Origin of the sequence: Burkholderia pseudomultivorans (genome assembly GCF_902499075.1) — a bacterium.
Classification (GTDB): domain Bacteria; phylum Pseudomonadota; class Gammaproteobacteria; order Burkholderiales; family Burkholderiaceae; genus Burkholderia; species Burkholderia pseudomultivorans.
Genome location: NZ_CABVPP010000057.1, coordinates 25,995 through 49,318, shown reverse-complemented (window position 1 = coordinate 49,318; position 23,324 = coordinate 25,995). Strand labels below are relative to the sequence as shown.

Annotated in this window: 23 protein-coding genes; 17 read left to right on the top strand and 6 right to left on the bottom strand. The window is 67.2% G+C overall.

The genetic code is table 11. From position 1 onward, the window contains the following. The 3 genes from BST28156_RS27890 to BST28156_RS27880 all read right to left on the bottom strand — a co-directional run. The coding region (locus BST28156_RS27890) for a DUF4286 family protein (protein ID WP_174903916.1) at positions 1 to 634 on the bottom strand (634 nt) is incomplete at its 3' end. Positions 635 to 733: 99 nt separating this feature from the next. Next, on the bottom strand, positions 734 to 1,759 hold the full coding sequence (locus tag BST28156_RS27885) for a LysR family transcriptional regulator (protein WP_174903915.1): 1,026 nt from the start codon (positions 1,757 to 1,759) through the stop codon (positions 734 to 736). A 215-nt stretch (positions 1,760 to 1,974) separates the two neighbouring features. After that, a complete protein-coding gene (locus BST28156_RS27880) occupies positions 1,975 to 2,766 on the bottom strand; it encodes an SDR family NAD(P)-dependent oxidoreductase (RefSeq protein ID WP_174903914.1) in 792 nt (263 codons plus the stop codon). 474 nt (positions 2,767 to 3,240) lie between these two features. On the opposite strand from BST28156_RS27880, the gene ypfJ reads away from it, so the two are divergent. From ypfJ to BST28156_RS27835, 9 genes are all read left to right on the top strand, one after another. Next, positions 3,241 to 4,119: a KPN_02809 family neutral zinc metallopeptidase gene (gene ypfJ / locus BST28156_RS27875; RefSeq protein WP_060241331.1), complete on the top strand. Its 879-nt coding sequence runs from the start codon at positions 3,241 to 3,243 to the stop codon at positions 4,117 to 4,119. A gap of 156 nt (positions 4,120 to 4,275) precedes the next feature. Continuing rightward, positions 4,276 to 5,010: a helix-turn-helix transcriptional regulator gene (locus BST28156_RS27870; protein ID WP_174903913.1), complete on the top strand. Its 735-nt coding sequence runs from the start codon at positions 4,276 to 4,278 to the stop codon at positions 5,008 to 5,010. A gap of 120 nt (positions 5,011 to 5,130) precedes the next feature. Next, positions 5,131 to 5,316 (top strand): hypothetical protein, encoded by a 186-nt coding sequence (locus BST28156_RS27865; RefSeq protein WP_244131343.1) that lies wholly within the window; start codon positions 5,131 to 5,133, stop codon positions 5,314 to 5,316. 160 nt (positions 5,317 to 5,476) lie between these two features. Then, complete coding sequence (locus BST28156_RS27860; protein WP_174903912.1) at positions 5,477 to 6,979, top strand: aldehyde dehydrogenase family protein; 1,503 nt, start codon at positions 5,477 to 5,479, stop codon at positions 6,977 to 6,979. Between the two features lie 60 nt (positions 6,980 to 7,039). Beyond that, complete coding sequence (locus tag BST28156_RS27855) at positions 7,040 to 8,380, top strand: aspartate aminotransferase family protein (RefSeq protein ID WP_060241327.1); 1,341 nt, start codon at positions 7,040 to 7,042, stop codon at positions 8,378 to 8,380. Positions 8,381 to 8,584: 204 nt separating this feature from the next. Continuing rightward, on the top strand, positions 8,585 to 10,087 hold the full coding sequence (locus tag BST28156_RS27850; RefSeq protein WP_060241326.1) for an APC family permease: 1,503 nt from the start codon (positions 8,585 to 8,587) through the stop codon (positions 10,085 to 10,087). Beyond that, complete coding sequence (locus tag BST28156_RS27845) at positions 10,084 to 10,662, top strand: DUF3156 family protein (RefSeq protein WP_174903911.1); 579 nt, start codon at positions 10,084 to 10,086, stop codon at positions 10,660 to 10,662. Before BST28156_RS27850 ends, BST28156_RS27845 begins: the two co-directional genes overlap by 4 nt. Before the next feature lie 69 nt (positions 10,663 to 10,731). Further along, positions 10,732 to 11,670, top strand: a complete 939-nt coding sequence (locus tag BST28156_RS27840; RefSeq protein WP_060241324.1) for a helix-turn-helix domain-containing protein — start codon at positions 10,732 to 10,734, stop codon at positions 11,668 to 11,670. A 135-nt stretch (positions 11,671 to 11,805) separates the two neighbouring features. Further along, on the top strand, positions 11,806 to 13,014 hold the full coding sequence (locus tag BST28156_RS27835) for a porin (protein ID WP_174903910.1): 1,209 nt from the start codon (positions 11,806 to 11,808) through the stop codon (positions 13,012 to 13,014). A gap of 97 nt (positions 13,015 to 13,111) precedes the next feature. On the opposite strand, the gene BST28156_RS27830 is transcribed toward BST28156_RS27835, so the two are convergent. Beyond that, positions 13,112 to 13,723, bottom strand: a complete 612-nt coding sequence (locus tag BST28156_RS27830) for a LysE family translocator (protein ID WP_174903909.1) — start codon at positions 13,721 to 13,723, stop codon at positions 13,112 to 13,114. Positions 13,724 to 13,868: 145 nt separating this feature from the next. Here BST28156_RS27830 and BST28156_RS27825 point away from each other — a divergent pair, with 145 nt between their 5' ends. Then, positions 13,869 to 14,396 (top strand): GNAT family N-acetyltransferase, encoded by a 528-nt coding sequence (locus BST28156_RS27825; protein WP_174903908.1) that lies wholly within the window; start codon positions 13,869 to 13,871, stop codon positions 14,394 to 14,396. A gap of 33 nt (positions 14,397 to 14,429) precedes the next feature. Here BST28156_RS27825 and BST28156_RS27820 read toward each other — a convergent pair whose 3' ends face one another. Both BST28156_RS27820 and BST28156_RS27815 read right to left on the bottom strand, forming a co-directional pair. Then, the gene (locus tag BST28156_RS27820) at positions 14,430 to 15,491 is read right to left on the bottom strand and encodes an alkene reductase (protein ID WP_174903907.1); all 1,062 of its coding nucleotides are present in this window, start codon (positions 15,489 to 15,491) and stop codon (positions 14,430 to 14,432) included. A gap of 82 nt (positions 15,492 to 15,573) precedes the next feature. Further along, positions 15,574 to 15,882 carry an ArsR/SmtB family transcription factor gene (locus BST28156_RS27815; RefSeq protein WP_060241320.1) on the bottom strand — a complete coding sequence of 103 codons (309 nt, stop codon included), beginning with the start codon at positions 15,880 to 15,882 and terminating at the stop codon, positions 15,574 to 15,576. 407 nt (positions 15,883 to 16,289) lie between these two features. Between BST28156_RS27815 and BST28156_RS27810 the strand changes: the two genes are divergently transcribed. The 7 genes from BST28156_RS27810 to BST28156_RS27780 all read left to right on the top strand — a co-directional run bounded on the left by BST28156_RS27810 (position 16,290) and on the right by BST28156_RS27780 (position 23,303). Further along, positions 16,290 to 16,649 carry a thioesterase family protein gene (locus BST28156_RS27810; RefSeq protein WP_244131342.1) on the top strand — a complete coding sequence of 120 codons (360 nt, stop codon included), beginning with the start codon at positions 16,290 to 16,292 and terminating at the stop codon, positions 16,647 to 16,649. A gap of 40 nt (positions 16,650 to 16,689) precedes the next feature. Continuing rightward, on the top strand, positions 16,690 to 18,033 hold the full coding sequence (locus BST28156_RS27805) for a phenylacetate--CoA ligase family protein (RefSeq protein ID WP_060241318.1): 1,344 nt from the start codon (positions 16,690 to 16,692) through the stop codon (positions 18,031 to 18,033). Continuing rightward, the gene (locus BST28156_RS27800) at positions 18,033 to 18,791 is read left to right on the top strand and encodes an enoyl-CoA hydratase/isomerase family protein (RefSeq protein ID WP_060241317.1); all 759 of its coding nucleotides are present in this window, start codon (positions 18,033 to 18,035) and stop codon (positions 18,789 to 18,791) included. The genes BST28156_RS27805 and BST28156_RS27800 overlap by 1 nt, the downstream gene beginning before the upstream one ends. Positions 18,792 to 18,793: 2 nt before the next feature. After that, entirely contained in the window at positions 18,794 to 19,513 is a 720-nt protein-coding gene (locus BST28156_RS27795; protein ID WP_060241423.1) for an HAD family hydrolase, read from the top strand. Further along, positions 19,417 to 20,649 (top strand): branched-chain amino acid ABC transporter substrate-binding protein, encoded by a 1,233-nt coding sequence (locus BST28156_RS27790; RefSeq protein ID WP_254596433.1) that lies wholly within the window; start codon positions 19,417 to 19,419, stop codon positions 20,647 to 20,649. The genes BST28156_RS27795 and BST28156_RS27790 overlap by 97 nt, the downstream gene beginning before the upstream one ends. 286 nt (positions 20,650 to 20,935) lie before the next feature. Beyond that, positions 20,936 to 21,331, top strand: a complete 396-nt coding sequence (locus BST28156_RS27785) for a thioesterase family protein (RefSeq protein WP_060241316.1) — start codon at positions 20,936 to 20,938, stop codon at positions 21,329 to 21,331. A gap of 82 nt (positions 21,332 to 21,413) precedes the next feature. Then, a complete protein-coding gene (locus tag BST28156_RS27780) occupies positions 21,414 to 23,303 on the top strand; it encodes a sigma-54 interaction domain-containing protein (protein WP_174903906.1) in 1,890 nt (629 codons plus the stop codon). Positions 23,304 to 23,324: the final 21 nt, after the last annotated feature.

Here is a 23,324-nt window from a genome sequence, read left to right as displayed (position 1 = left end):
CCGGCAGCGGCGCGGCGGCGCGCCACAGCAGCTCGAAGGTGCGCACGTCGTCGTGTCCGGCGAGCGTCGCCGCGATCCGGCGCGCGGCGGCGGCGTCGCTGCCTTCGATCAGCACGAGCGCGTCGGCGGCGGCGCGCGCGGCCGCATCGGCGCCGATCGGCGCGGACAGCTCGGGCACGGTGCGGAACAGCCGCGCGGCGTGGATCCCCGGCTCGCGCAGCGCGGCGTCGAAGCGCTCGCGCAGGCGCGGCACGTCGATCCGATCGGGCGGCAGCACGAACAGCGCGAGCTGCGCGCCTTCGCCGTCGCCGGCCTCGATCGTCAGTTCGCCGACGCGCCGCTGCGTGCCCGTCATCCGCTCGAAGTTCGCGAGCGACCACGCGGTCTGTTGCGTGAACGCGCGCCGGTACGCGTCGCCGCGGAACACGTCGAGCGCGTCGGTCACGTACAGCGCGAGATACTTGCGCGGGCCGCCGTCGGTCGCGCGAAAGCGCCGCGCGTGCGTGAAGCCGGGAATCGCGACGCGCTCCTGCATGTGCTCGCGGTCGTACCACGCGTTGAAGTCCGCTTCGTGCGCGGCGTCGATATCCGTCCAGACGCAGAGCTGGCCGTGCGGAAGGGAAAGGCGGGTCATTGCTGGGGTTCCTCGTGACGGGATGTCAGGAACCCCAGTTTCCCGAAGACGTGCCGTGCACGTCCAACAAGAAAACAAATTCGCGGTGAACAGGTTTTCTTATGAGCGGCGCGTGCGGCGCCCGGCGGGGGCCGCGGGCGGCGTGGTGCGTTTGGCCTTCGCGCCGGCTTTCGCCTTCGGCGCGCGTTCGGCCGATGCGTCGGCGGTGGCGCGGGTCGACCTGGCGGCTGCCGTCGCGTGGTCTGCCGTGGTCGGCATCGCGCGCGCGATCTCGCTCGCGAGTTCCGCGATGCGCGCGGCGACCGGCTGGCCCTGCGTGCGATACGACGCGACGAGCGGCAGCGTCGGGAATTCGGGTGCGACGTCGAGCAGTTCGAGCGCGCCGTCCCGCAGTTCGCGGCCGATGATCGCGGGCGGTAGCGCGGCCACGCCGAAGCCGTCGGCGACGAGGCGGATCATTGCGGCGACCGACGTGATGCAGTTGATGCTGGCCGGCCGCTCGACGGCCGCGAACAACCGCTCGATCGTCGCGTGCGGTCCCGAATGGCGCGAGAAGCTGACGATCGGAAATTCCGCAAGGCGCGCGACGTCGAGCCGTTCGCCGCCGAGCCCGAGGCGCGGGCTCGCGACCCAGCGCACGGGGAATTCGCACAGCGGCAGGTTCGTGACGTCGGGGCCCGGCACGGCGTCGGTCTGAAGGATCAGGTCGACGCTGTCGGTGCCGAGCAGGCGGATCAGGTTCAGCGTCGTGTCGCTCGTGATCTCGACGTCGAGGCGCGGATAACGCTCGCGCAATTGCGCCATCAGCGCCGGAAACCAGCTGTGCACGATCGACTCGATCACGCCGATCCGGATCAGGCCGGCGTCGCTTGCCGCGTCGATGTCGCGGCGCATCTCGCCGTCGAGCCGCACGATCCGTTCCGCATACGCGAGCATGCGCCGGCCCGCTGGAGTGAGCGTGGCCGAGCGCGTATTGCGGTCGAACAGACGCACGTCGAACGCCTCCTCGAGCGACGCGATGCGGCTCGATACGGCGGCTTGCGTCGTATGCAGCTTTTCGGCCGTGAGCCGGAAGTTTTCCAGCTTTGCGAGCCAGACGAAGGTTTCAAGAAACCGGATGTTCATCGAATTCCGAGCGGTGAGGCAGTGCCGCGCGGGCGGCGGAATCCGGTCGATGTTAATGGATTTTCGGTGCGGAACAAGAGGCGTGGCGACGCGCACGCGCACGCGGCGGCGAAGCGACGCGTGCCGCGCGGCGCATGTCGGGGCCGCGCGCAACGGCGCTGCACGGGCGTCCGAATGCCCGCCATGCCAATCGCGCGCGGCGTTTGCCAGCCGTGTCAGAGCCGGTCGAATGCCAGCGTCGGCACGTCGACGACCATCGCGCCGCCGTCGGCGACCAGCGTTGCACCCGTCACGAACGACGCGTCCGGCGACGCGAGGAACGCGCAGACGGCCGCGATTTCGTCCGGATCGGCCGCACGCCGCAGCGGCACGTCGGCGCTCACGCGTGCGTACGCGCCGTCGAGCGTGTCGCCGTGATGGTCCATCAGCGGCGCCATTTCCGCGTCGGCCATCGGCGTACGGACCCAGCCCGGACAGACGGCATTCGCGCGCACGCCGTGCGGCCCGTAGTCGCGCGCGAGCGAACGTGCGAGCCCGAGCAGTGCATGCTTGCCGACCGTATAGCCGCACACGCCGGGGCCGGCCGCCAGCGCCGCGATCGACGCGACCAGCACGATGCTGCCGCGCTGCGCGATCAGGTCGGGTACGCAGGCGCGCGCGCTGACGAATGCGGTGTCGAGGTTCGCGTGCATCGCGTCGCGCCACCGCGCATCGTCGGTTTCGTCCGCGCGGCCGAGGCCGTGGCCGCCCGCGCATGCGATCAGCGCATCGATGCGGCCGAAGCGCTCGGCGACGAGCGGCAGGAAGCGGGCCCAGTCCGCGGTGCTGGCGGCGTCGCCGGCCAGCGCGAGGCCGCCCGTCTCGGCCGCCAGGTCATCGAGCGGCGCGCGACGGCGCCCGATCAGCACGACGCGGTCGCCGCGGCGCGCGAAACGGCGCGCGCACGCGGCGCCGATACCGGTGCCCGCGCCGGTGATCGCGATCGTACGGGGTGCTGCTTGCGTCATGTGTTCTCCGGAGATGGGGGTTCCGGTCACTTTAGGCGCGGCGGCCGGGCGTCGGTATCAGCCGAAAGGATGAAGGCGGCCGAGCCCAGGGCAATCGCATGAAGGACCTTACCAGCCAAGGAGTCGAGCGCGATAGCGGTCGCTCGTGGCAGCCTTGAGCCGGCGGATTTTGAGGCCCGCCGAGCCGCGCGCATTTTGCAAAGGCTGACGATGTTCGACGCCGAATCGCTCTATGCTCGCTTTTTTTGCGACAAGTCACGAAAGCCCGGCAAAATAGCGCGGGCGGGCGCGCCTCGGAGCGGGCGCCGCGGCTGGCCGCGGCAGTCGTGCGAGCGGCGCGGCAGGGCCGGCGAGCGCGGCGCGAGCGTGCGCCCGATGCGCAGACATCGCATCCGCCGACGCCTGGCGGCACGACGGTCTATCGCCCGGTCGCGCACGCGGTCGGACCATCGACAAGAACAGGGAGGGCCGGCAATGAGGCTGGACGACGAAAGAGAAAGCGTGAACGTCGAGGATCGCCGCGGCGCCGGCGGTTTCGGCGGCGGTCGGGCGACGATCGGCATCGGCACGATCGTGGTCGCGCTGGCCGCGTCGTATTTCTTCGGGATCGACCCGCGCGTGGTGCTCGAAGGCGCATCGGCGCTGCAGGGCCGGCAGCAGCAGGCGCAGCCGGCGCCCGCGCAGCGCCAGGGCGAACCCGCGACCGATTCCGGCGCGGTCTTCACGCGCAAGGTGCTCGGCAACATCGAGCGTACCTGGACGAGCATCTTCACGTCCCAGCTGCATGCGCAATACGCGCCGCCGAAGCTCGTGATGTTCACGAACTCGACGCCGACCGCGTGCGGCACGGGGCAGACCGCGATGGGCCCGTTCTACTGTCCGGCCGACCGCAAGGTGTACATCGATCTCGGCTTCTACGACGAGCTGCGCAAGCGCTTCGGCGCGGGCGGCGATTTCGCGCAGGCCTACGTGATCGCGCACGAGGTCGGCCATCACGTGCAGAACCTGCTCGGCATCTCCGACAAGGTCGACGCGGCGCGCCGGCACGCGAGCGAAGCGCGCTCGAACGCGTTGTCGGTGCGGATGGAGCTGCAGGCCGACTGTTTCGCTGGCGTGTGGGCGAACAACGCGCAGCGCGCGAACCAGCGGCTGATCGAGCCGGGCGACTTCGAGCAGGGCCTGAAGGCGGCCGCCGCGATCGGCGACGATCGCCTGCAGCAGCAGGGGCAGGGCTATGTCGTGCCGGAGAGCTTCACGCACGGCACCAGCGACCAGCGCGTGTACTGGCTGCGGCGCGGGATGGAGTCGGGCGAGCTGAGCGCCTGCGACACGTTCGCCGCGAACGCGCGCTGACGGGCGGCGACGGGCAGCGATGCACCGGTCCGCCCGGGCTGCGTACCGCGATCGCCCGCCGCAACGATTTGCCGATTTGCGCTCACCGGCGCAGTCCTGCGCCGGTAGGCTGGCTCGACCTTCGACGCGTCCGTCCGCCAGCCGACTCCACCCACCATGCCGACCTCATCCGAACCCGCCGAGCAGGCGGCCGCCGACTGGCGGCGCGCGCTGCGCGCGTGCGTGGACGCGTTCGACGCGTTCGCGAGCCCGTCCGCGATCGTGTTCTACCGGCTCGACGCGAGCGGGGAACCGGCCGATTTCGAGCTGTTCGGGATGCCGGAAGCGATGCATCGCACCTATGTCGCGCGTTACCGGATGCTCGACCCGCTGCATCCGTCCCGCTGCGCGGCCGGCGAACGCGCGGTCGTCACGCTTTCGTCCGAACTGCCCGACGAGCGCCGCGACGCGTCCGCGTACTGGACCCGCTTCCTGCGGCGACACGATGTGGCCGATGTCGTCGAAATCTGGCTGCGCGACGCCGGGCGAACGGTCGGCGCGTTTTCGCTGCTGCGTTTCGAAGGGGGCACTGCGGCGCAAGGCGGCGACGGCGCGAGCGCGCGGTTCGCGCCCGGCGAGATCGACGCGCTCGCGCGTCTGCAGCCGATCGCCGAAGCAGCGCTGAGCCCGTTGCTGCGGGCGCGGCGCGGGATTCACCGGATCGATTGCGAAGCGCGCCTCACCTATCGCGAGGAGCAGATCGCGCGCCTCGTGCGCGACGGCCGCTCGAACAAGGAGATCGCACGCGATCTCGCGCTCGGCCAGCCGACGATCAAGACGCACCTGATGCGCATGTATCGCAAGCTCGGCGTGTCGAATCGCACCGAACTGGTCGGCGCGCTGTTTCTGTAGACGGGCACGGTTCGGGTCGTCGTTTACGTCGGACGAATGCGCGGCGCGGCGAAGCCGTGCAGTACCATGCGTGCTGGTCGTTTCCAGAACAATGACGGGCCGAACAACATGGATATTGCGATGATTGCCGTTGCGCTGGTCGTGCTGGCGCTGAGTATCGTATTGCCGATCCAGATCATCAGGACGGCGAGAAGCGGCACCTACGACCTGCTCTATATCCTCGTTCCGCTCGCGATCGGCGTTTACTGGCTCGACTATCAGGGCTACGTGCTGCTTGCGGGCCTCGCGCACGGCTTCAGAAACTAACCGGCCGAATTGCCGAATCGTCCGACGAAAGCCCCCTTCGTCACCTCGTCCCACGCGCTGCCAATTTGCGCTAACCGCCGCCCGGCCCGCTCGATACAGTGGTGCGACGCCCGCGTGCTCCGCTGCACGCGGTTCAGCCACGACAAACATCGAGACGCCCATGAGCACCACGAACTTCGTCGCCGTCAGCGACACCGTGCGCACCTTTGTCGCGCGCGACTTCGGCCTCTTCATCGACGGTGAAATGCAGCCCGCGCATGCGGCTGCGCGGCTCGACGTCCGTGACCCCGCGACGGGCGAGCGGCTCGCGACCATCGCCGACGCCGACGAGCACGACGTCGAGCAGGCGGTCGCCAGCGCGAAGCGCGCGTTCGACGCACGCGTGTGGAGCGGCCTGCGGCCGGCCGATCGCGAGCGCATCCTGCTGAAGCTCGCCGACCTGATCGAGCGCGACGCCGAAACGCTCGCGCAGCTCGAAACGCTGAACCAGGGCAAGTCGATCCACGTGTCGCGCGCGATCGAGGTCGGCGCGAGCGTCGAGTACGCGCGCTACATGGCCGGCTGGGCGACCAAGATCACCGGCCAGACGCTCGACGTGTCGATCCCGTTCCCGCCCGGCACGCGCTATACGGCCTATACGCGCAAGGAGCCCGTCGGCGTGGTCGCCGCGATCGTGCCGTGGAATTTCCCGCTGATGATCGCGGTATGGAAGCTGATCCCGGCGCTCGCGGCCGGCTGCACGATCGTGCTGAAGCCGTCGCCGGAAACGCCGCTGACCGCGCTGCGTCTCGCGGAACTCGCGCGCGATGCGGGCGTGCCGCCCGGCGTGTTCAACGTCGTCACCGGCGGCCGCGTGTGCGGCGCCGCGCTCGCGAGCCATCCGTCGATCTCGAAGATCTCGTTTACCGGCTCGACCGCGACCGGCAAGCTGGTCGGCACGGCGGCCGTGCAGAACATGACGCGCTTTTCGCTCGAGCTCGGCGGCAAGAACCCGATCGTGATGCTCGACGACGTCGACGTCGCGCAGGCGCTCGACGGTGTCGCGGCCGGCGCGTTCTTCAACCAGGGCCAGGTGTGCGCGGCCGCATCGCGCATCTACGTGCACCGCAGCAAGTTCGCGCAGCTCGCCAACGGTCTCGCGGACGTCGCGCAGTCGATGAAGCTCGGCGCGGGGCTCGACACGACCGCGCAGATCAACCCGCTTGTGTCCGCGCACCATCGCGACAAGGTCGTCCAGCACATCGAAGGCGCACGCCGCGACGGCCTGACGTTCCTCGCGGGCGGCACGCCGGCCGACGATCTGCCCGGCTACTTCGTGAAGCCGGCCGTGATCGCCGATCCGCGTCCGGACAGCGCGATCGTGCGCGACGAGGTATTCGGCCCGGTGATCGTCGTGCTGCCGTTCGACGACGCGGCCGATGCGGTGCGCCTCGCGAACGCATCGCCGTACGGTCTTGCCGCAAGCATCTGGAGCAACGACCTGAAGCGCGTGATGAACCTGGTCCCGCAGATCGAGGCCGGCACCGTCTGGGTGAACTGCCATATCCCGCTCGATCCTTCGATGCCGTTCGGCGGCTACAAGCAGTCGGGCATCGGCCGCGAGTTCGGCCAGTATGCGATCGAAGGCTTCACCGAAACCAAATCCGTGTGCATCGCGCACTGACGCGCGACACACCCCGACATCCGGATATCCGATCCGACCGATCCGAAAGTGGAGACTGCAATGAGCTACAACGAAGCGAAATTCTGGCACCCGATGCTGCACCCGAACGAAATGAAACGCCGCAAGCCGATCCGCATCGTGCGCGGCGACGGCTGCTACGTGTTCGACGAACAGGGCAAGCAGCTCGTCGACGGCGTCGCGGGCCTGTGGAACGTGAACGTCGGGCACAACCGCAAGGAAGTGAAGGACGCGATCGTGCGCCAGCTCGACGAGCTCGAATACTTCCAGCTGTTCGACGGCATTTCGCATCCGCGCGCGGAAGAATTGTCGAAGCAGCTGATCGACATGCTCGAGCCGGAAGGGATGCGCCGCGTGCTGTACAGCTCGGGCGGTTCCGATTCGATCGAGACCGCGCTGAAGATCGCGCGCCAGTACTGGAAGGTGCGCGGCCAGGCCGACCGCACCAAGTTCATCTCGCTGAAGCAGGGCTATCACGGCACGCATTTCGGCGGTGCGTCGGTGAACGGCAATACGGTGTTCCGCCGCAACTACGAGCCGAACCTGCCGGGCTGCTTCCACGTCGAGACGCCGTGGCTCTATCGCAACCCGTTCACGCAGGATCCGGAGGAACTGGGCCGGATCTGCGCGGAACTGCTCGAGCGCGAAATCCAGTTCCAGAGCCCAGACACGGTTGCCGCGTTCATCGCCGAGCCGATCCAGGGCGCGGGCGGCGTGATCGTGCCGCCCGCCAACTACTGGCCGCTGGTGCGCGAGGTGTGCGACCGCTACGGCGTGCTGCTGATCGCCGACGAGGTCGTGACGGGCTTCGGCCGCAGCGGCAGCCTGTTCGGCAGCCGCGGCTGGGGCGTGCGCCCGGACATCATGTGTCTCGCGAAGGGCATCTCGTCGGGCTATGTGCCGCTCGGCGCGACGGCCGTGAACGCGCGGATCGAGGACGCCTTCGCGCAGAACGCGGACTTCGGCGGCGCGATCATGCACGGCTATACGTACGCGGGCCACCCGGTCGCGTGCGCGGCCGCGATCGCGAGCCTCGACATCGTCGTGAAGGAGGATCTGCCGGCGAACGCGGCGAAGCAGGGCGCGTATCTGCTCGAAGCGCTGCAGCCGTTCGCGGAACGCTTCGCGGCGGTCGGCGAGGTGCGCGGCAAGGGGCTGATGCTCGCGCTCGATCTGGTCGCGGACAAGACGACGCGCGAGCCGATCGACCCGCTGTCCGGCTACGCGAACGCGGTCGCGGAAGTCGCGCGCGAGCACGGCGTGCTGGTGCGCCCGGTCGGCACCAAGATCATCCTGTCGCCGCCGCTCGTGATCCAGCGCGAGCAGCTCGACCGGATCGTCGACGCGCTGGCGGCCGGCTTCGAGGCCGTGCCGTTCGCGTGACGCGCGACCGGCACGACCGCCGCTCGCCGGTTTGCCGATTTGCGCTATGACCGGATTATTTTGCCTGCGTATTTTTTCGACATCGAACAAGAGTGCTTTGCATGTAACCGGCGCGCGCGTGGAAGCACGCACGCCGGTCGATAACGGTGCAAGTGACCCGGGCGGACGCCGACGCGCCGATCCGGGTCGATACAGGAGACAAGCATGTCGGGAACGTCAGGATTGACGAATGCCGCGAGCGGCACGTCCGGCCATGCGCCGGACGAGGCAGGCGGCGGCGCGGTATTGAAGGCGGGCGCGGTCGGTTTTCCGACTGCGCTGGCCAGTGCGGTGGGTCTCATCATGGCCAGTCCGGTGATCCTCACCGCGACGTCGGGCTTCGGGATGGGCGGCTGGGCGTTCGCGGTCGCGATGATCATCGCGTTCGTGATGATGCAGGCGCAGGCGACCACCTTCTCCGAAGCCGCCGCGATGCTGCCGACGGCCGGCTCGGTTTACGATTACCTGTCGTGCGGGCTCGGCCGCTTCTGGGCGATCACCGGCACGATTTCCGCGTATTTCCTCGTGCACGTGTTCGCCGGCACTGCGGAGACGATCCTGAGCGGCATCATGGCGCTCGTCAATTTCGAGTCGTTGAATGCCGCGTTCGAGAAGCACAACAGCTCGTGGCTGGTCGGCGTCGGCCTCGTGATCACGTTCGCGATCACCAACATCATCGGCATCAAGGTGTTCAGCAAGCTTGAGATCGTGCTGACGGCCGGCATGTGGCTGTCGCTGATGATCTTCGGGATCCTCGGGCTCGCGGCCGCGCCGGCCGTGCATCTCGACGGCTGGTTCGGCGGCTCGGAAGTCGGCACGTCGGTGCCGGCTGTGCTGTCGCTGGTCGGGATGGCGATGTTCATGTTCGTCGGCTGCGAATTCGTCACGCCGCTCGCGCCCGAGATGAAGGCGCCGGGCCGCACGATTCCGCGCGCGATGGCGCTCGGGCTGGTCGGCGTCGCGATCTGCATGTTCCTGTACGGCGCGGCGATTCGCCGCCAGGTCGCGAACGTGCCGGTGAGCGCGGACGGCCTCACGCACCTGCTCGACACGCCGGGCGCGATTCCCGCATTCGCGCTGCAGGTGCTCGGCCCGTTCGGCCGCATCTGGTTTGGCGTCGCGTTCCTGTGCGCGGGCGCGGCGACGATCAACACGCTGATGGCCGGGCTGCCGCGCATCCTGTACGGGATGGCGATCGACGGCGCGCTGCCGCGCTGCTTCGCATACCTGCACCCGCGCTTCAAGACGCCGGTGGTCGGCATCGTCGCGGCGGCGATCGTGCCGATCTTCCACGCGTGGCTGATCAACGGCAATCTCGACAGCATCCTGCATCTCGTGCTCGCCGCGACCTGCGCGTGGGGCACCGCGTACCTGCTCGTCACCGCGTCGGTCGTGATGCTGCGCATCCGTCGGCCGGACCTGCCGCGCCCGTACCGTTCGCCGCTGTTTCCGTTGCCGCAGATCGTGTCGAGCGTCGGCATCGTGCTCGCAATCTGGTACATCACGCCGCCGGGCATGAACGCGCGCGATATCTACGTGCCGTTCGGCGCGATGCTCGGGCTCACCGCGCTGTATGCGCTGTTCTGGTCGCTCGTCGTGCAGCGCCGGCATCCGTTCAAGCCGGTGCCGGTCGAGGAAGTGCTGCGCAACGAACACGTCGCGTCATGAAGGCCGTGCTTGCCCGCTGGCGCACGGCGCCCGTGCCGCCGCCGGCCGGCTACCGGCCCGGCGCGATCGCCGCGCGCGTGCTCGCCGACCTGCGCGCCGTGCGCGACGCCGACGGCGCGACCGCGCGGCTGCCGAACGGTGTGCGCGTCGGTGTCGCGGAGCAGGTCGATCGCCAATTCCTGATGCATACGGTCAGCGTGAAGGTAACGGCCACCGCGCGCGGTCCGGCCGCATCCGGCCATGCGCGCGTGCGGCAGACCGGCTGGCTGCGGCGCTCGGGCGTGCAGGCGATCGCCGCGCCGGGATGCGACCCTGCCTTCGAGCGGACGATTGCGGCGCTGCTGACCGATGCGCCGCTGGCCGGCGCGCTGCGCCCGCTGCACCTGACCGACTGCGCGATCGACGCGCGCGATGGCCGCTGGACGCTCGTCGTCGTGCCGTTCGGCGGCAGCGAGGTCGTGAACCGGATGCCGTCGTTTCGCCGCTACGTGCGCCTGATCGACGAACAGGCCGATGCGCTGTCGGCCGCCTGTCTCGCGTTCGAAACTGCACTACGCCGGATTTTGCGCGGGTAAGCTGTGGCGTTGCGTGCCGCGCGGAACCCGGCGGCCGCGAACGGGATCAGGGTTTTACCGGAGACGCCGATGTTGTTCCAGTCACGCTCACACGAAGACGTGCACGACCACGGGCTCGCGATCGCGGGCTGGCATCAGGTCTACCGCCAGATGACGCCGGGCCGCTTCAAGGGCACGGTCACGCAGGTGCTGTACGACGATTTCCACTTCTTCCGCGAGACGACCAACCGGCGCGTCGCGCAGACGGGCCTCGCGCCGTGCGGGCGCACGTCGCTCGCGGTGCCGCTGTCCGTGCCGCTGGCGGGCACCTTCCAGGGCCAGCCGGTCGACGGCTATGCGCTGCTCGCGCTGCGCGCCGGCGAGGATTTCGAGTTCCATACGCCGGAAGGGATGGGGCTGGTCGGGATCAGCGCCGCGTCGGACATGGTCGACGAGCTGTGCGAGGCCGAATTCGGCGCGGCCGGCGCACGCAAGCTGCGGCACGTGACGCGGCTGTCCGATCCGCAGGGCGTCGCGCTCGGCGCGCGGCTGTCGTCGCTGATCGACGACGCGCAGCGCAACCCCGGCTGCCTCGAATACGCGGCCACGCGCAAGATGTTTCGCGACGCGATGCTCGGCATGTTTCTCGACGCGCTCGACCAGGGCATCGGCGTCGAACGCCGCGACATCACGCATGCGACCTACAGCGACATCGTGAGCCGCTGCGAGAAGCACTTGCGCGACCGGCCGGAGGAACCCGTCACCGTGCTCGAACTGTGCCGCGCGCTGCGGTGCAGCCGCCGCACGCTGCAGACGAGCTTCCAGCGCGTCGCCGACGTCACGCCGGTCGGCTATCTGCGCACGATCCGGCTGAACGCGGTGCGGCGCCTGCTGCGCACGACGTCCGCGCAGCAGCTCGGCGTCGGCGAGGCCGCCGCGAGCTGGGGCTTTACGCACCTCGGCTATTTCGCGCGCGAGTATCGCGACCTGTTCGGCGAGCTGCCTTCGCAGACCTTGCGTCCCGAATGACGCACGCGCGCCGCGCGCTGCACCGTTTGCCGATTTGAGATAGAGGTCCGGAATTTTCGCTGGATAGAGTCCTGTCACCCACATCGACAACACCATCGATCTGCACTGCAAATCGATGACCACAGAGGACGGGACATGAAAATCGGACGACGAGTGGCGGCCGCGGCGGCGACGCTGGGCTGCATGCACGCGCATGCGCAGACGTCGGGCAGCGTGACGCTGTACGGCACCGTGGACACCGGCATCATCTATTCGACGAACCAGCAGTTCACGCGCGCCGACGGCAGCACGGGCGGCGGCCATGCGTGGCAGATGGGCGGCGGCAATCTCGTGCCGTCGCGCTTCGGCTTCCAGGGCGCCGAGCCGCTCGGCGGCGGGCTCGACGCGGTGTTCACGCTCGAGCAGCAGTTCCTGTCGGCGAACGGGCAGGCGCTGCAGGGCGGCACGGCGTTCAGCCGGCAGGCGTGGGTCGGGCTGCGCCAGGACGGGATCGGCACGCTCGGCCTCGGCAGGCAATACGATTCGTACACCGACATGCTCGGCGCGTATGCGTCGAGCAATAACTGGGCGACGCCGTACGGCTCGCATCTCGGCGACGTCGACAACCTGAACGCCGCGTTCAACTTCAACAACGCGGTGAAATTCACCAGTACCGATTTCCATGGCCTGACGTTCGGCGGCACGTTCAGCTTCGGCGGGCAGGCCGGCGACTTCTCCGCGAAGCGCGGCTATGCGCTCGCGGCGACGTACAACCGCGCACCGGTGGCGTTCTCGGTCGGCTACCTGAACCTGCGGCAGCCGCTCGATGCGGCGCTCGGCGGCGCGAACGGCTATATCGGCGATTTCGCGTGCAGCAATCCGGGCGCGATGTACTGTCTGCTGCAGGCGGCGCGCGCGATGCGCGCGTTCGGCGCGGGCGGCTCGCTGACGTTCGGCGCGGCGACGCTCGCGCTGACCTATACGCATACGCGGCTCGACGACAGCCGCTATTTCTCGACGGATGCGCAGCCGCGCCCGCAAGCGTTCACGTTCGACATCGGCGAGCTGAACCTCACGTATATGTTCACGCCGGCGCTGCAGGGCGGCGTCGCGTATGTCTTCAACGCCGCGCATACCGACGGGCGCGGCACGACGCGCTTCCATCAGGTGAACCTCGGCGCGAACTACAGCCTGTCGAAGCGCACCGCGCTGTATGCGGTCGCGATCGGCCAGATCGCGAGCGGAACCGGGCTCGGCACCGACGCGAACGGCAACGCGGTGAACTACGCGCAGATTCCGGTGCTCGCGAACAGCAATTCGAACCGGCAGCTCGCGGTGATGGCGGGCGTGCGCGTGAATTTCTGAACGCGCTGCGCTGGCATGCAGGCGAAGCGATTGTCAGGCGTTGCGGCAGTCGCCGGAATGACGGCTCGCCGTAGACCTTGCTCGTCGATCGACGGCGTCAACGCGTGGCGATGGCGACAGCCGCGCCGGCCATCGCGGCCGCGCTCGTGCGGTTGGCGATCTTGATCGCGCGACGGGTCAGGATGAGCTTGCGTACGCGCGTGGCGACGAACGCCCACGTGCAATCTGCGGTGATCAGGACCGCCAGCATCGTCGCGACGAGCTCGGCCCAGCCGACCGTGTTGACGGCCCGGAGATCGATGATGGTCGGCAGCAAGGCCAGATAGAACAGCGCGATCTTCGGGTTGCCCGCCGTGACCAGCGAACCGGCCAGGAACATGCGCCAGCCGGTGCGGCCGCGCGGAATTTCATCGGTGGGCGCATCGGCCGGCGCGGTCCACATCTTCCACGCGAGAAACAGCAGATAGCCGACGCCGGCCATCTTCAGCACGAAGAAGCCGGTCGCGAACGTATGGGCGATAACGGCAAGGCCGGCGATCGCGCAGGTCAGCCAGACCGCTTCGCCAAGCCACATTGCGGCAAGGAACGGCAGCGTCTCACGGAAACCGTTCGTCAGCACGCGCGCGATGAGCGCGGCGACGCTCGGGCCGGGCGTGCAGGACATGACGACGAGAGCGAGTGCGAATGCGAGAAGGCTGGTGGCGTCCATGATCGATTTCGGCTGGAGGCGCGTCGATCGGGCGCTGCGCGCCGTGCGCGCGGACAGCGACATGACGCACCCCGGTAGGGGGTGTTCGAACCGTATGAAGTTTCGATTATAGTGACGGCCGTTCCCGCCTGCCTACCTCGTCGTCATGACAGTATCGATCCGCATTCGTCCCGCCATTCGTGAAGACGCGGCCGCGATGGCCGCCATCGAGGTCGCTGCCGCGCAGCGCTTTCGTGCGATCGGCATGCCGGACATCGCCGACGGCGAGCCGACCGACGCCGCCGACGTGCTCGCGCGCATCGACGGCGGCAGGGCGTATGTCGCCGTCGATGCGCACGGCGCGTGCGTGGGTTTCGCGTTCTACCGGCTGCTCGATGCGCAGCGGCTCTATCTCGAGGAGCTGGACGTCGCACCGTCGCATGCCGGCCAGCGGATCGGCGCGCGGCTGATCGACACGATCAATGCGCGCGCCGCGGCGGACGGGATGACGCAGGTCGTGCTGTCGACGTTCCGCGACGCGCCCTGGAATGCGCCGTACTACGCGCGGCTCGGTTTCGAAGCGCTGGACGAGACGATGCTCGACGACACGCTGCGCGATATCCGCGCGCACCACGTCGCGCGCGGGCTGGACGAGACGCGGCGCGTGTTCATGCGGTTGCGATTGCCGGCCTGAGGCGGGGCCGGCTCGTCGCGTCGGGCAGTGCGATCAGGCCGCGTCGCTCAGCGCCGGATAGTCGGTGTAGCCCGTTTCGCCTTCCGCATAGAAGGTTTCCGGCACCGGCTTGTTGAGCGGCGCGCCGAGTTCGAGGCGGCGCGGCAGGTCCGGGTTCGCGATGAACAGCTTGCCCCAGGCGATCGCATCGGCATCGCCGCTTGCGAGCGCGGCCTGCGCGGTGTCGAGCGTGAATTGCTCGTTCGCGATCAGCGGGCCGCCGAACGCTTCCTTCAGGCGCGGGCTCAAGTGGTCGCCCGTATACGATTCGCGCGTGAAGATGAACGCGATCTTGCGGCGGCCGAGTTCGCGCGCGACATAGCCGAACGTCGCGGCCGGGTCGGAATCGCCCATCGTATGCGCGTCCCCGCGCGGCGCGAGGTGCACGCCGACGCGTCCGGCGCCCCACACGTCGATCGCCGCGTCGACCACTTCGAGCAGCAGGCGCGCGCGGTTCTCGATCGGGCCGCCGTAGGCGTCGGTGCGGCGATTCGTGCTGTCCTGCAGGAACTGGTCGAGCAGGTAGCCGTTCGCGCCGTGGATCTCGACGCCGTCGAAGCCGGCCGCTTTCGCGTTCTCGGCACCCTTGCGATACGCGGCGACGATGCCGGGAATCTCGTCGAGTTCGAGCGCGCGCGGCGTCACGTACGGACGTTGCGGACGCACGAGGCTGACGTGGCCGCCCGCGGCGATCGCGCTCGGCGCGACCGGCAGGTCGCCGTTCAGGAACACCGGATCGGAGATCCGGCCGACGTGCCAGAGCTGCAGCACGATGCGGCCGCCCGCGGCATGCACGGCCTGCGTCACCTGCTTCCAGCCCTCGACCTGTTCGTCGGACCAGATGCCGGGCGTGCCCGCATAGCCGACGCCCTGCGGCGTGACCGAGGTCGCCTCGGTGATGATCAGGCCGGCCGATGCGCGTTCGGCGTAGTAGCGGGCCATCAGGGCGTTGGGCACGCGCGCGTCGCCCGCACGGGTGCGGGTGAGCGGCGCCATCACGATACGGTTCGGCAGCGTCAGTTCGCCGAGGGTCACGGGATCGAACAGCGTGGGCATGGCAGATAACCTCTTCACGAAAGGCGGGACCGTCGTCGCGTGATGCGCGGCGCGTGCCCGCATGGCCGGTTCGGCCGGGTGGTCAGAGTTCCCGGCGCAGCGCGTCGAGAAATGCGTCGATGACGGCCTCGTTGCGCCGGAAGAACGCCCACTGGCCGACCCGCGTCGACGTCACGAGCCCCGCGCGCTGCAGTGTCGCGAGATGCGCGGAGACGGTCGACTGCGACAGCCCGCAGCGCGCATCGATCTGGCCCGCACAGACGCCGTGCGCGAACGGCAGCGTCTGTTCCGGGAAATGCGCATCCGGCGTTTTCAGCCAGACGAGGATTTCCCGGCGCACGGGGTTCGAGAGCGCTTTCAGGATCGCGTCGATGTCGAGTTCGGTCGGCATGGAAAGGGTGTGGCGATTCGGGGCGGTTCGGTCGGGCCAACGAGTATCGTCGATGGGCGAATCATATATCGGAATGTTTCGATATGTGCGAAAGCACTGATGGCAATGGGGTTGATAGTGTCGGTGGGGAGCGTGTCGCACGGCAGGGGCGACGCGAACATGATGGCCGATACAACGGATCGTGCGGAGGAAGTCGACGCGATGGCGCCACGTCACCTTTCCTGACGGTCGTCAAAAATTCTGACGTTCAGATTGACTACGGTGTTTCCCGGCGATGCCGCAAAGCCTTGTCGGGCACGGGTTGTGGGGCGATATCGGCTTGGCATGGAGCTTGCAGTATTCGGATGCGAGCGAACACGGAGGAGCGTGATCCGATGCCGGCGAAACGTACGACAGTCTCGAAAGTCATGGGCATGCAGGCGCCGGTCGGGCATTGCCGTCGCGACGCAGTGTCAGGTCTTGCCGACGTGCTGTCGACGTCCGCGCTGGTCGGCCTGATGGAGCAAGCATGCGTCGATGCAATGCGCGAGACCGTCCGGGACGACCAGTGCTCGATCGGCAACGTCATGCATTTCACGCATCTGGCTCCGGCGACATCGGATGCCGAGATTTTCGTTACCGCCACGTTCCGGATGTTCGATGGCGAACGGTACTGGTTTGATGTCGTTGCGGTCGACGCGGCCGGTCCGATTGCAAGCGGAAGCCATGCGCGCTCGATCTTCGAGCGTGCGGTCGTCGAGCTTCAGTGCGGCAAGCGCCGTATCTGAGCCAGTCATATCGATTCGAAATACTAAGGGAAATAAAAGCATGAACGTGGAGTCAACCTGTAAAGCCCGAAACCCGCTTTTCGACGAGGCATTCGAAACCCTGCCGCTCGACCGGGTGCGCCGGCACCAGGACGCGCTATGGGCGACCCAGTGGGACTACATTCGCTCAATGTCGGTTTTTTATCGCGCGAAGCTGGCGCGCTGGATCGACCGGGAAATGACGCTGGACTCGCTTCAGGATCTGCCTTTCACCGAGAAGGACGAGCTTCGGATCAGCCAGGATGCCTTGTCGCCGTTCGGCGACTACGTCGCTTGCGGCGAGGCGCGCATTTCCCGTCTTCATCGGACCTCGGGGACGACCGGTCGCCCGCTGATTCTCGCGAATAGTGCCGCCGACGCACACCGGATTGCGCGGGTCGGCGCACGGTCGATGTGGGCCGCGGGATTGCGACCGACGGACCGGGTCGTGCACTGCCTGAACTACTGCATGTGGACGGGCGGCTTCACCGACCACACGGTCCTGGAAGCGACGGGCGCGACGGTCGTTCCCTTCGGCGTCGGCAATACGCGCCAGTTGATCGATTCCATCATCAATCTCCGCATCAACGCGATTTCGTGCACGCCGTCGTATCCGGGGCTCATCGAACAGGTTCTTCGCGAATCGGCCGAGCTTCGTCCGCGCGACCTGAAACTGACGCTGGGCCTGTTTGGCGGGGAGGCGGGGCTCGACAACCCGGACCTGCGAAACGCGATGGAGGAGAAGTGGGGGTTCAAGGTTCGCAATGCCAACTTCGGCCTGTCGGAGGTGCTGAGCATTCTGGGCGGCCAGACCGACTGGACCCACGACCTGCTGTATCACGCGAGCGACGTGGTGTTTGCGGAAATCGTCGATCCCGCGACGCTGCAACGGCTGCCGATTGCCGAGGGGACCATGGGCGAGCTCGTCTGTACGCACCTGCAGAAGGAGTGTCAGCCGCTCGTTCGATACCGGACACGCGACGTCGTGACCGTGACCGGCGTCGATCGCGGACCGGACGGCCGGACGGCGTGGCGATTCCGCGTCACCGGACGGACCGACGACATGTTCAACGTGCGCGGCATCAACGTGTTCCCAAGTGCCGTTCGCGTTGCCGTCGAATCGATTCCGCAATGGGCGTCGGGGGTCTTCAGGATCCGGCTCAAGGGGGAGGGGCCGTATGACCGGATCACGATGGCGGTCGAGGCGGCGCAGGGATTGCCGGCAGCCAGCTGGTCTCAGGCGAAGGAGCGGGTCGAGGCTGCGATCCGGACGAATGTCGGCGCGACGGCCGACGTCACGATGGTGCCATTCGAGCATTTCCCGCGTACCGAAGGCAAAACCCGCTGGGTCGAAAAGGAGGTGTGATGCGTTACGCGAGCGTAGAGAAGTCGGGGGCTGTGTCGACGGTAATCCTGGATCGCCCGGAGCGGTTGAACGCGATCAGCGGCGATCTGCTGGACGACCTCCATCGTGCACTGGTCGAGGTCAATGCCGACGACGGTTGCAGGGCGATCGTCTTCACGGGCGCCGGCCGTGCGTTTTGCGCCGGCGACGATCTGAAGGAATTCGGCAGGCAGACCGAGAGCGACGCGAGTATCCGCAGTCACGTCGAGCGCATTCAGCAGATCACGCGCGATCTGATGTTCAATGACAAGCCGATCGTGGGCGCCGTGCACGGATTCGCGGTCGGCGGCGGGTTCGAATGGCTGCTCAACTGCGACCTGGTCGTGGCGTCGGACGATCTCGTCTGCTTCTTTCCGGAAATGGAGTGGGGGCAGTTCGTCACCGGCGGCGTGACGCATTTGCTGCCCCGGAGTATCGGCTATCAGCGCGCGATGGAACTCTGGCTGCTGGGCGAACGTCAGTCGGCCCGGCAGTTGCATGCGATGGGCCTCGTCAATCGGGTCGTCGAGCCCGGCAAGGTTCGGGAAACCGCACTGGAACTCGCGACGCGCATTGCCGGGCGGTCAAGCTTTTCCGTATCGAGGCTGAAACGGCTTCTGACGACGGAACTGTCGACCGACCTGGGGCGCAGTCTCGAGCTGGAACAATCCGCTACCGTCGCAGCGTTTGCGACGCCTGACGCAGCCCGGCGTGTCCAGGCTTTTGCCACGAGGAAATGACGATGAACATTCAAGCATTGACGTTCGACTATTTCGGCACACTGGTGGATGTCGACAAGGGGGGCATGGCCGGAATTGCGGAAGTCCTGCGCATCCTCGGTGTCGATTCGCCGCATCCGGTTTTCGACGTGTACCTCGACTGGGACATGCGCAACGTGCAGACCTATCGTGGCGGTGCGTACCGCAGCTATCGCGCGGTCGCACAGGACGCATTGACGAGCTGCATCGGTGCGCTGTTTCCGAACGCGCTCGCGGGACGCGACGTGGCGGCACTCACGGACGTGCTGCTCACGCATCTGGTCGAGTCTTCGCCGCCGCATGACGATGCGCTCGCGTTTCTCGACTGGGCCGGATCCCGATATCCGCTGATGCCGATCACGAACATGGACAGCGACCTCTGGCGCCGCAGTCAGTTGACGCGCTACTTTGAGCACGTCACCACGGCCGAAATGGCGAAGGCCTACAAGCCGTCGCATCTGATCTTCAGTCTGGCGCTGGACCGCCTCGGACTGGACGCGCAGAACGTTCTGCACTGTTCGCTCGCGAGCTGGGCCGACGTCGACGGCGCGAAGCCGCTCGGCATGCAAGTTGCGTGGATCAACCGCGCCGCGGACAAGCTCGGCCCGTGGCAGCCTCGTCCCGATTTCGAGTTCAAGACGTTGACGCCCGTTCGCGACGTGCTGGAACGGCTGCAATCCGATACTCCGGAGGTGTTGAAATGAACCGCGCGACCTGGATGTTTGCAGTCGCCGTCGTCGGTGCAGGCGCCGCCGGATGGTCGTGGCAGGCGAATGCCGATACCGTCGTCAAGATCGGCGCGGCCGGCCCGCTGACGGGAAGTTCGGCGCAAAGCGGCAAGGACGACGAACGTGGCGTGCAACTGGCGATCAACGAATTGAATGCCCGCAAGCTGGTGATCGGCGGGCAGCCGGTCAGGTTTCAACTGGTGTCGGTCGACGATCAGGGCGATCCGAAGGTGGGGGTGAACGTCGCGCAGAAGCTGGTCGACGAGGGGGTGGCCGCCGTCATCGGCCACTACAACTCGGGCGTGAGCATTCCGGCCGCGCGAGTCTACAACGATGCGCATGTGGTGATGATCACCGGCGCATCGTCCAACCCGCAACTGACGAGGCTGGGATTTCCGTACGTGTACCGCCTCGCGACGAACGACAACGTGATGGGCAAGCGCATGGCCGACTATTCCGCCCATGTGCTGAAACTCAGGCGCGCGGCCGTGGTCGACGATCGGACCGCCTACGGCACGGGCGTCGCGGACGTGTTCGTCAAGACGGCGGAGAAGAACGGCATGACGGTCGTGGCCCGCGAGTACAGTACCGACAAGACGACGGACTTCAAGGGCATCCTGACGCACATCAAGGCGCGCAATCCGCAGGTCGTGTTCTACGGTGGCTACTACGCGCAGGCGGCGCTGCTGGCTCGACAGATGGTGGATCTCGGCATCAACGCGGTGCTGGTGGGCGGCGACGGGATTTGTTCGCCGGAGTTCAGCAAGCTGTCGAACAACGTTGTCGACAACAGGATGTTCTGCGCGCAGGGCGGTGCGCCGCTCGACAGCCTGCCCGACGGCAAGCGCTTCAGAACCCGCTTCAAGAGCACGTTCGCTGCCGACGTGGACACCTATACCCCGACTTTCTATGCGGCCACGCTGGTTGTCGCGGACGCGATGCAGAGGGCCAATTCGACGTCGCCGGAAGTGTATTCGAAGGTAATGCGCGAACAGGCGTTTACCAGCATGGTCGGGCCCGTGAAGTTCGACGACCAGGGCGACTGGATCGATGCGCCGGTGACGGTCTACAAGCTTTCGGGCGGAAGTCTGACGCCGGTCGACGCGAAGTAGGCGAACGAAGTCTCGCAGCCGCTCTCCGGTCGGCGCCGCTATCGAGCCCGAGCTGTCGCACGGCGGCCCTTTTACGGATCCTGAGGGCGACGGACGCGCCGCGAATCGGGCAGGATCGGCGGCGGGAAGCGTAAGAAAAAAGAGCGAGCGTTAAATTATTTAACGGCAATGTTTCTGCCGGTGCCGGCGGTTTGCCCGATCGAAGGGCCCACAGCCGGGCAAATGCGGCCGTATGAGCGACCTGGTACGCGTATTGCAGGAACGGCTTAACCGAAAAGGAGATTTCATGATCAGTTCAGGCGCAACGGTGACGCTGAAGCGGCGGGTCGGTGTACAAGACCTGGCATCTGCCTTCGGCAACGGTTCGGATGAACAATACCCCGACGTGATGTCCACGCCCGCGATGCTCGCGCTCATGGAGCGGGCATGTGCGGAAATCATGCGCGGCGAACTGGGGGACGGTCAGTTGTCGGTCGGCGTCACGACCCGGCTGACGCATTCGGCGCCCACCCCGATCGACGCGGAAGTGCGCGCCACGGCTCGTTTCCGGGGCCAGGAAGATAAGTTGTTCGTGTTCGACGTGGTCGTGCACGATACGAAAGGCGAGGTCGGCAGCGGAACGCATGCGCGCGCAATCGTCGGTCGCGCGGCAATCGAGACGAAGGCGGCGGCGCGCCGTTGACCGCTGCAATCGCCGGGCGCTTTGCGGGTTCGGCCGCTTACCCGATTCGACTCGGATGCGCGGGCAGGCAACGGAGATCTGGATGACGGTTTTTTCCGCTGGTAAGCTGAACGATTCTGCCACCGCTCTGAGAACGATAATGAACGAGCGAAGTCTGCACGCCGCCGATCGATTGCGCGATTTCCGGTCGGCGATCGACACGGCTTGCTGGCGCGATGCCAGACGCGTTGCCGCACACCGGTTCGGCGCGTACGTGCTGACGTTGAGCGACGAGGCGATCCCGCTCGAGCCGGCGGATGACGAGGCACGGGCGCTACAGGCGTCGTGCGGGATCGATGTCGGCGAACTGGATCCCGACGGGTTGCTGCATGCGGCCCGCGATGCGCTCCGGGAGCACGAGATCGCGACGGTCGATGCACATGCTGCCGGCGCGGACGGTCTGCACTGCGCCGTCGCCCGCGTATCGGCGGGCGCGTCGAAGGTCTATCTCGTCGCGTTGCGGCGATACGGGCGTGACGCGCCGTCTCTGCACGACATGCTCGCATTGCTCGGTATCAACCTGGCTGTGTCATTGAAGAGCTATTTCGACCTCGTCGCCCACCAGACGCTGGTCGAGGAGCAGAAGGCGATCATCGACCACATCGGCGACGGGCTGATGGTGCTCGGTCAGGGTGGCATCGTCCGGCATGCGAGCACGGTCGCCGCCCGCATTCTCGGGATCGATCCGGCGACCAGCATCGGAAAGCCGCTCGGCGCGCTGATCGACTTCGAACCGATCATCGCACCGATCTTCACGACAGGCGTGGGCTACGTCGACCGCGAACTCATCATCGATTCGCCGGCGCGTCACCTGCATTTGATCGACACGGCCGTCCCGATCAAGAACAGTTGCGGGCAGGTGGTCTCCGTGGTCAATACGTTCCGCGAGATAAAGCGCGTGCGCAGCATCGCGGGCAAATACGCAGGCAACTACGCGCGCTATACGTTCGACAGCATCGTCGGACAGAGCGACAGTCTGCTCGCCGCGATCGGCGCCGCACGCAAGGCGGCGCAGGGCGCTGCGAACCTGTTGCTCAGTGGAGAAAGTGGCGTCGGCAAGGAGGTGTTCGCGCAGTCGATTCACAATGCGAGCGCCCGCCAGGCCCAGCCGTTCATCGCGATCAACTGCGCGGCGCTTCCGCATGACCTGATCGAAAGCGAACTGTTCGGGCATGCACCGGGCAGTTTTACCGGCGCGACCAAGGAGGGGCGTCCGGGAAAATTCGAATCTGCCGACGGCGGCACGGTGTTTCTGGACGAAATTTCCGAGCTTCCGATCGATGTGCAGGCGAAGCTCCTTCGCGTGCTTCAGGAGCGGGAGGTGACGCGGCTCGGCGATACCCGGGGCATTCCGATCGATGTGCGCATCATCTGCGCGAGCAACCGGGATCTCGAGGCGATGGTAGCGGCGAAGGAGTTCAGGGAGGACCTGTACTATCGCTGCAACGTCATCGAGATCCCGATCCCGGCGCTGAGGTCGCGCAAGTCCGACATCACGCCGACTGCGAACTATTTCCTGAGCAAGTACGCGACGCTGCTCGACAAAAAGATCTTCGGGTTCGGCCCCAAGGCGCTCGACCAGCTGAATGCATACGCGTGGCCCGGCAACGTTCGGGAACTGGAGAATCTCGTCGAGCGAATCGTGAATTTGAGCGACGAAGGCATCATCGACGACGTGTCGGCATTGCTGCGCCCGTCGCGCGGCGTCGGTGGCGATCCGGCAGCGGCGCCCGGACAGCAGGACATCGCCGAGGCGCGGCGCGACCAGGCGGTCCAGTCGCTCAAGGATGTCGAGCGCAAGGCGATCAGCCTGGCGCTGGCGGCCTGTCAGTTCAATGTGACGCGCTGCGCGGCCGTTCTAGAAATATCGAAGCCGGCGTTGTATGCGAAGGTGAAGCGGTACAACATCAAGCTCGAGCGGCCGTTGCATTAGCCGGGGCCGGCCGGCGATGTC

Excerpts from the sequence above, each read along its gene's own strand:
- BST28156_RS27885 (WP_174903915.1), bottom strand. The coding sequence starts at position 1,759 with ATGAACATCCGGTTTCTTGAAACCTTCGTCTGGCTCGCAAAGCTGGAA.
- BST28156_RS27880 (WP_174903914.1), bottom strand. The coding sequence starts at position 2,766 with ATGACGCAAGCAGCACCCCGTACGATCGCGATCACCGGCGCGGGCACC.
- ypfJ (WP_060241331.1), top strand. The coding sequence starts at position 3,241 with ATGAGGCTGGACGACGAAAGAGAAAGCGTGAACGTCGAGGATCGCCGC.
- BST28156_RS27870 (WP_174903913.1), top strand. The coding sequence starts at position 4,276 with ATGCCGACCTCATCCGAACCCGCCGAGCAGGCGGCCGCCGACTGGCGG.
- BST28156_RS27865 (WP_244131343.1), top strand. The coding sequence starts at position 5,131 with ATGATTGCCGTTGCGCTGGTCGTGCTGGCGCTGAGTATCGTATTGCCG.
- BST28156_RS27860 (WP_174903912.1), top strand. The coding sequence starts at position 5,477 with ATGAGCACCACGAACTTCGTCGCCGTCAGCGACACCGTGCGCACCTTT.
- BST28156_RS27855 (WP_060241327.1), top strand. The coding sequence starts at position 7,040 with ATGAGCTACAACGAAGCGAAATTCTGGCACCCGATGCTGCACCCGAAC.
- BST28156_RS27850 (WP_060241326.1), top strand. The coding sequence starts at position 8,585 with ATGTCGGGAACGTCAGGATTGACGAATGCCGCGAGCGGCACGTCCGGC.
- BST28156_RS27845 (WP_174903911.1), top strand. The coding sequence starts at position 10,084 with ATGAAGGCCGTGCTTGCCCGCTGGCGCACGGCGCCCGTGCCGCCGCCG.
- BST28156_RS27840 (WP_060241324.1), top strand. The coding sequence starts at position 10,732 with ATGTTGTTCCAGTCACGCTCACACGAAGACGTGCACGACCACGGGCTC.
- BST28156_RS27835 (WP_174903910.1), top strand. The coding sequence starts at position 11,806 with ATGAAAATCGGACGACGAGTGGCGGCCGCGGCGGCGACGCTGGGCTGC.
- BST28156_RS27830 (WP_174903909.1), bottom strand. The coding sequence starts at position 13,723 with ATGGACGCCACCAGCCTTCTCGCATTCGCACTCGCTCTCGTCGTCATG.
- BST28156_RS27825 (WP_174903908.1), top strand. The coding sequence starts at position 13,869 with ATGACAGTATCGATCCGCATTCGTCCCGCCATTCGTGAAGACGCGGCC.
- BST28156_RS27820 (WP_174903907.1), bottom strand. The coding sequence starts at position 15,491 with ATGCCCACGCTGTTCGATCCCGTGACCCTCGGCGAACTGACGCTGCCG.
- BST28156_RS27815 (WP_060241320.1), bottom strand. The coding sequence starts at position 15,882 with ATGCCGACCGAACTCGACATCGACGCGATCCTGAAAGCGCTCTCGAAC.
- BST28156_RS27810 (WP_244131342.1), top strand. The coding sequence starts at position 16,290 with ATGGGCATGCAGGCGCCGGTCGGGCATTGCCGTCGCGACGCAGTGTCA.
- BST28156_RS27805 (WP_060241318.1), top strand. The coding sequence starts at position 16,690 with ATGAACGTGGAGTCAACCTGTAAAGCCCGAAACCCGCTTTTCGACGAG.
- BST28156_RS27800 (WP_060241317.1), top strand. The coding sequence starts at position 18,033 with ATGCGTTACGCGAGCGTAGAGAAGTCGGGGGCTGTGTCGACGGTAATC.
- BST28156_RS27795 (WP_060241423.1), top strand. The coding sequence starts at position 18,794 with ATGAACATTCAAGCATTGACGTTCGACTATTTCGGCACACTGGTGGAT.
- BST28156_RS27785 (WP_060241316.1), top strand. The coding sequence starts at position 20,936 with ATGATCAGTTCAGGCGCAACGGTGACGCTGAAGCGGCGGGTCGGTGTA.
- BST28156_RS27780 (WP_174903906.1), top strand. The coding sequence starts at position 21,414 with ATGACGGTTTTTTCCGCTGGTAAGCTGAACGATTCTGCCACCGCTCTG.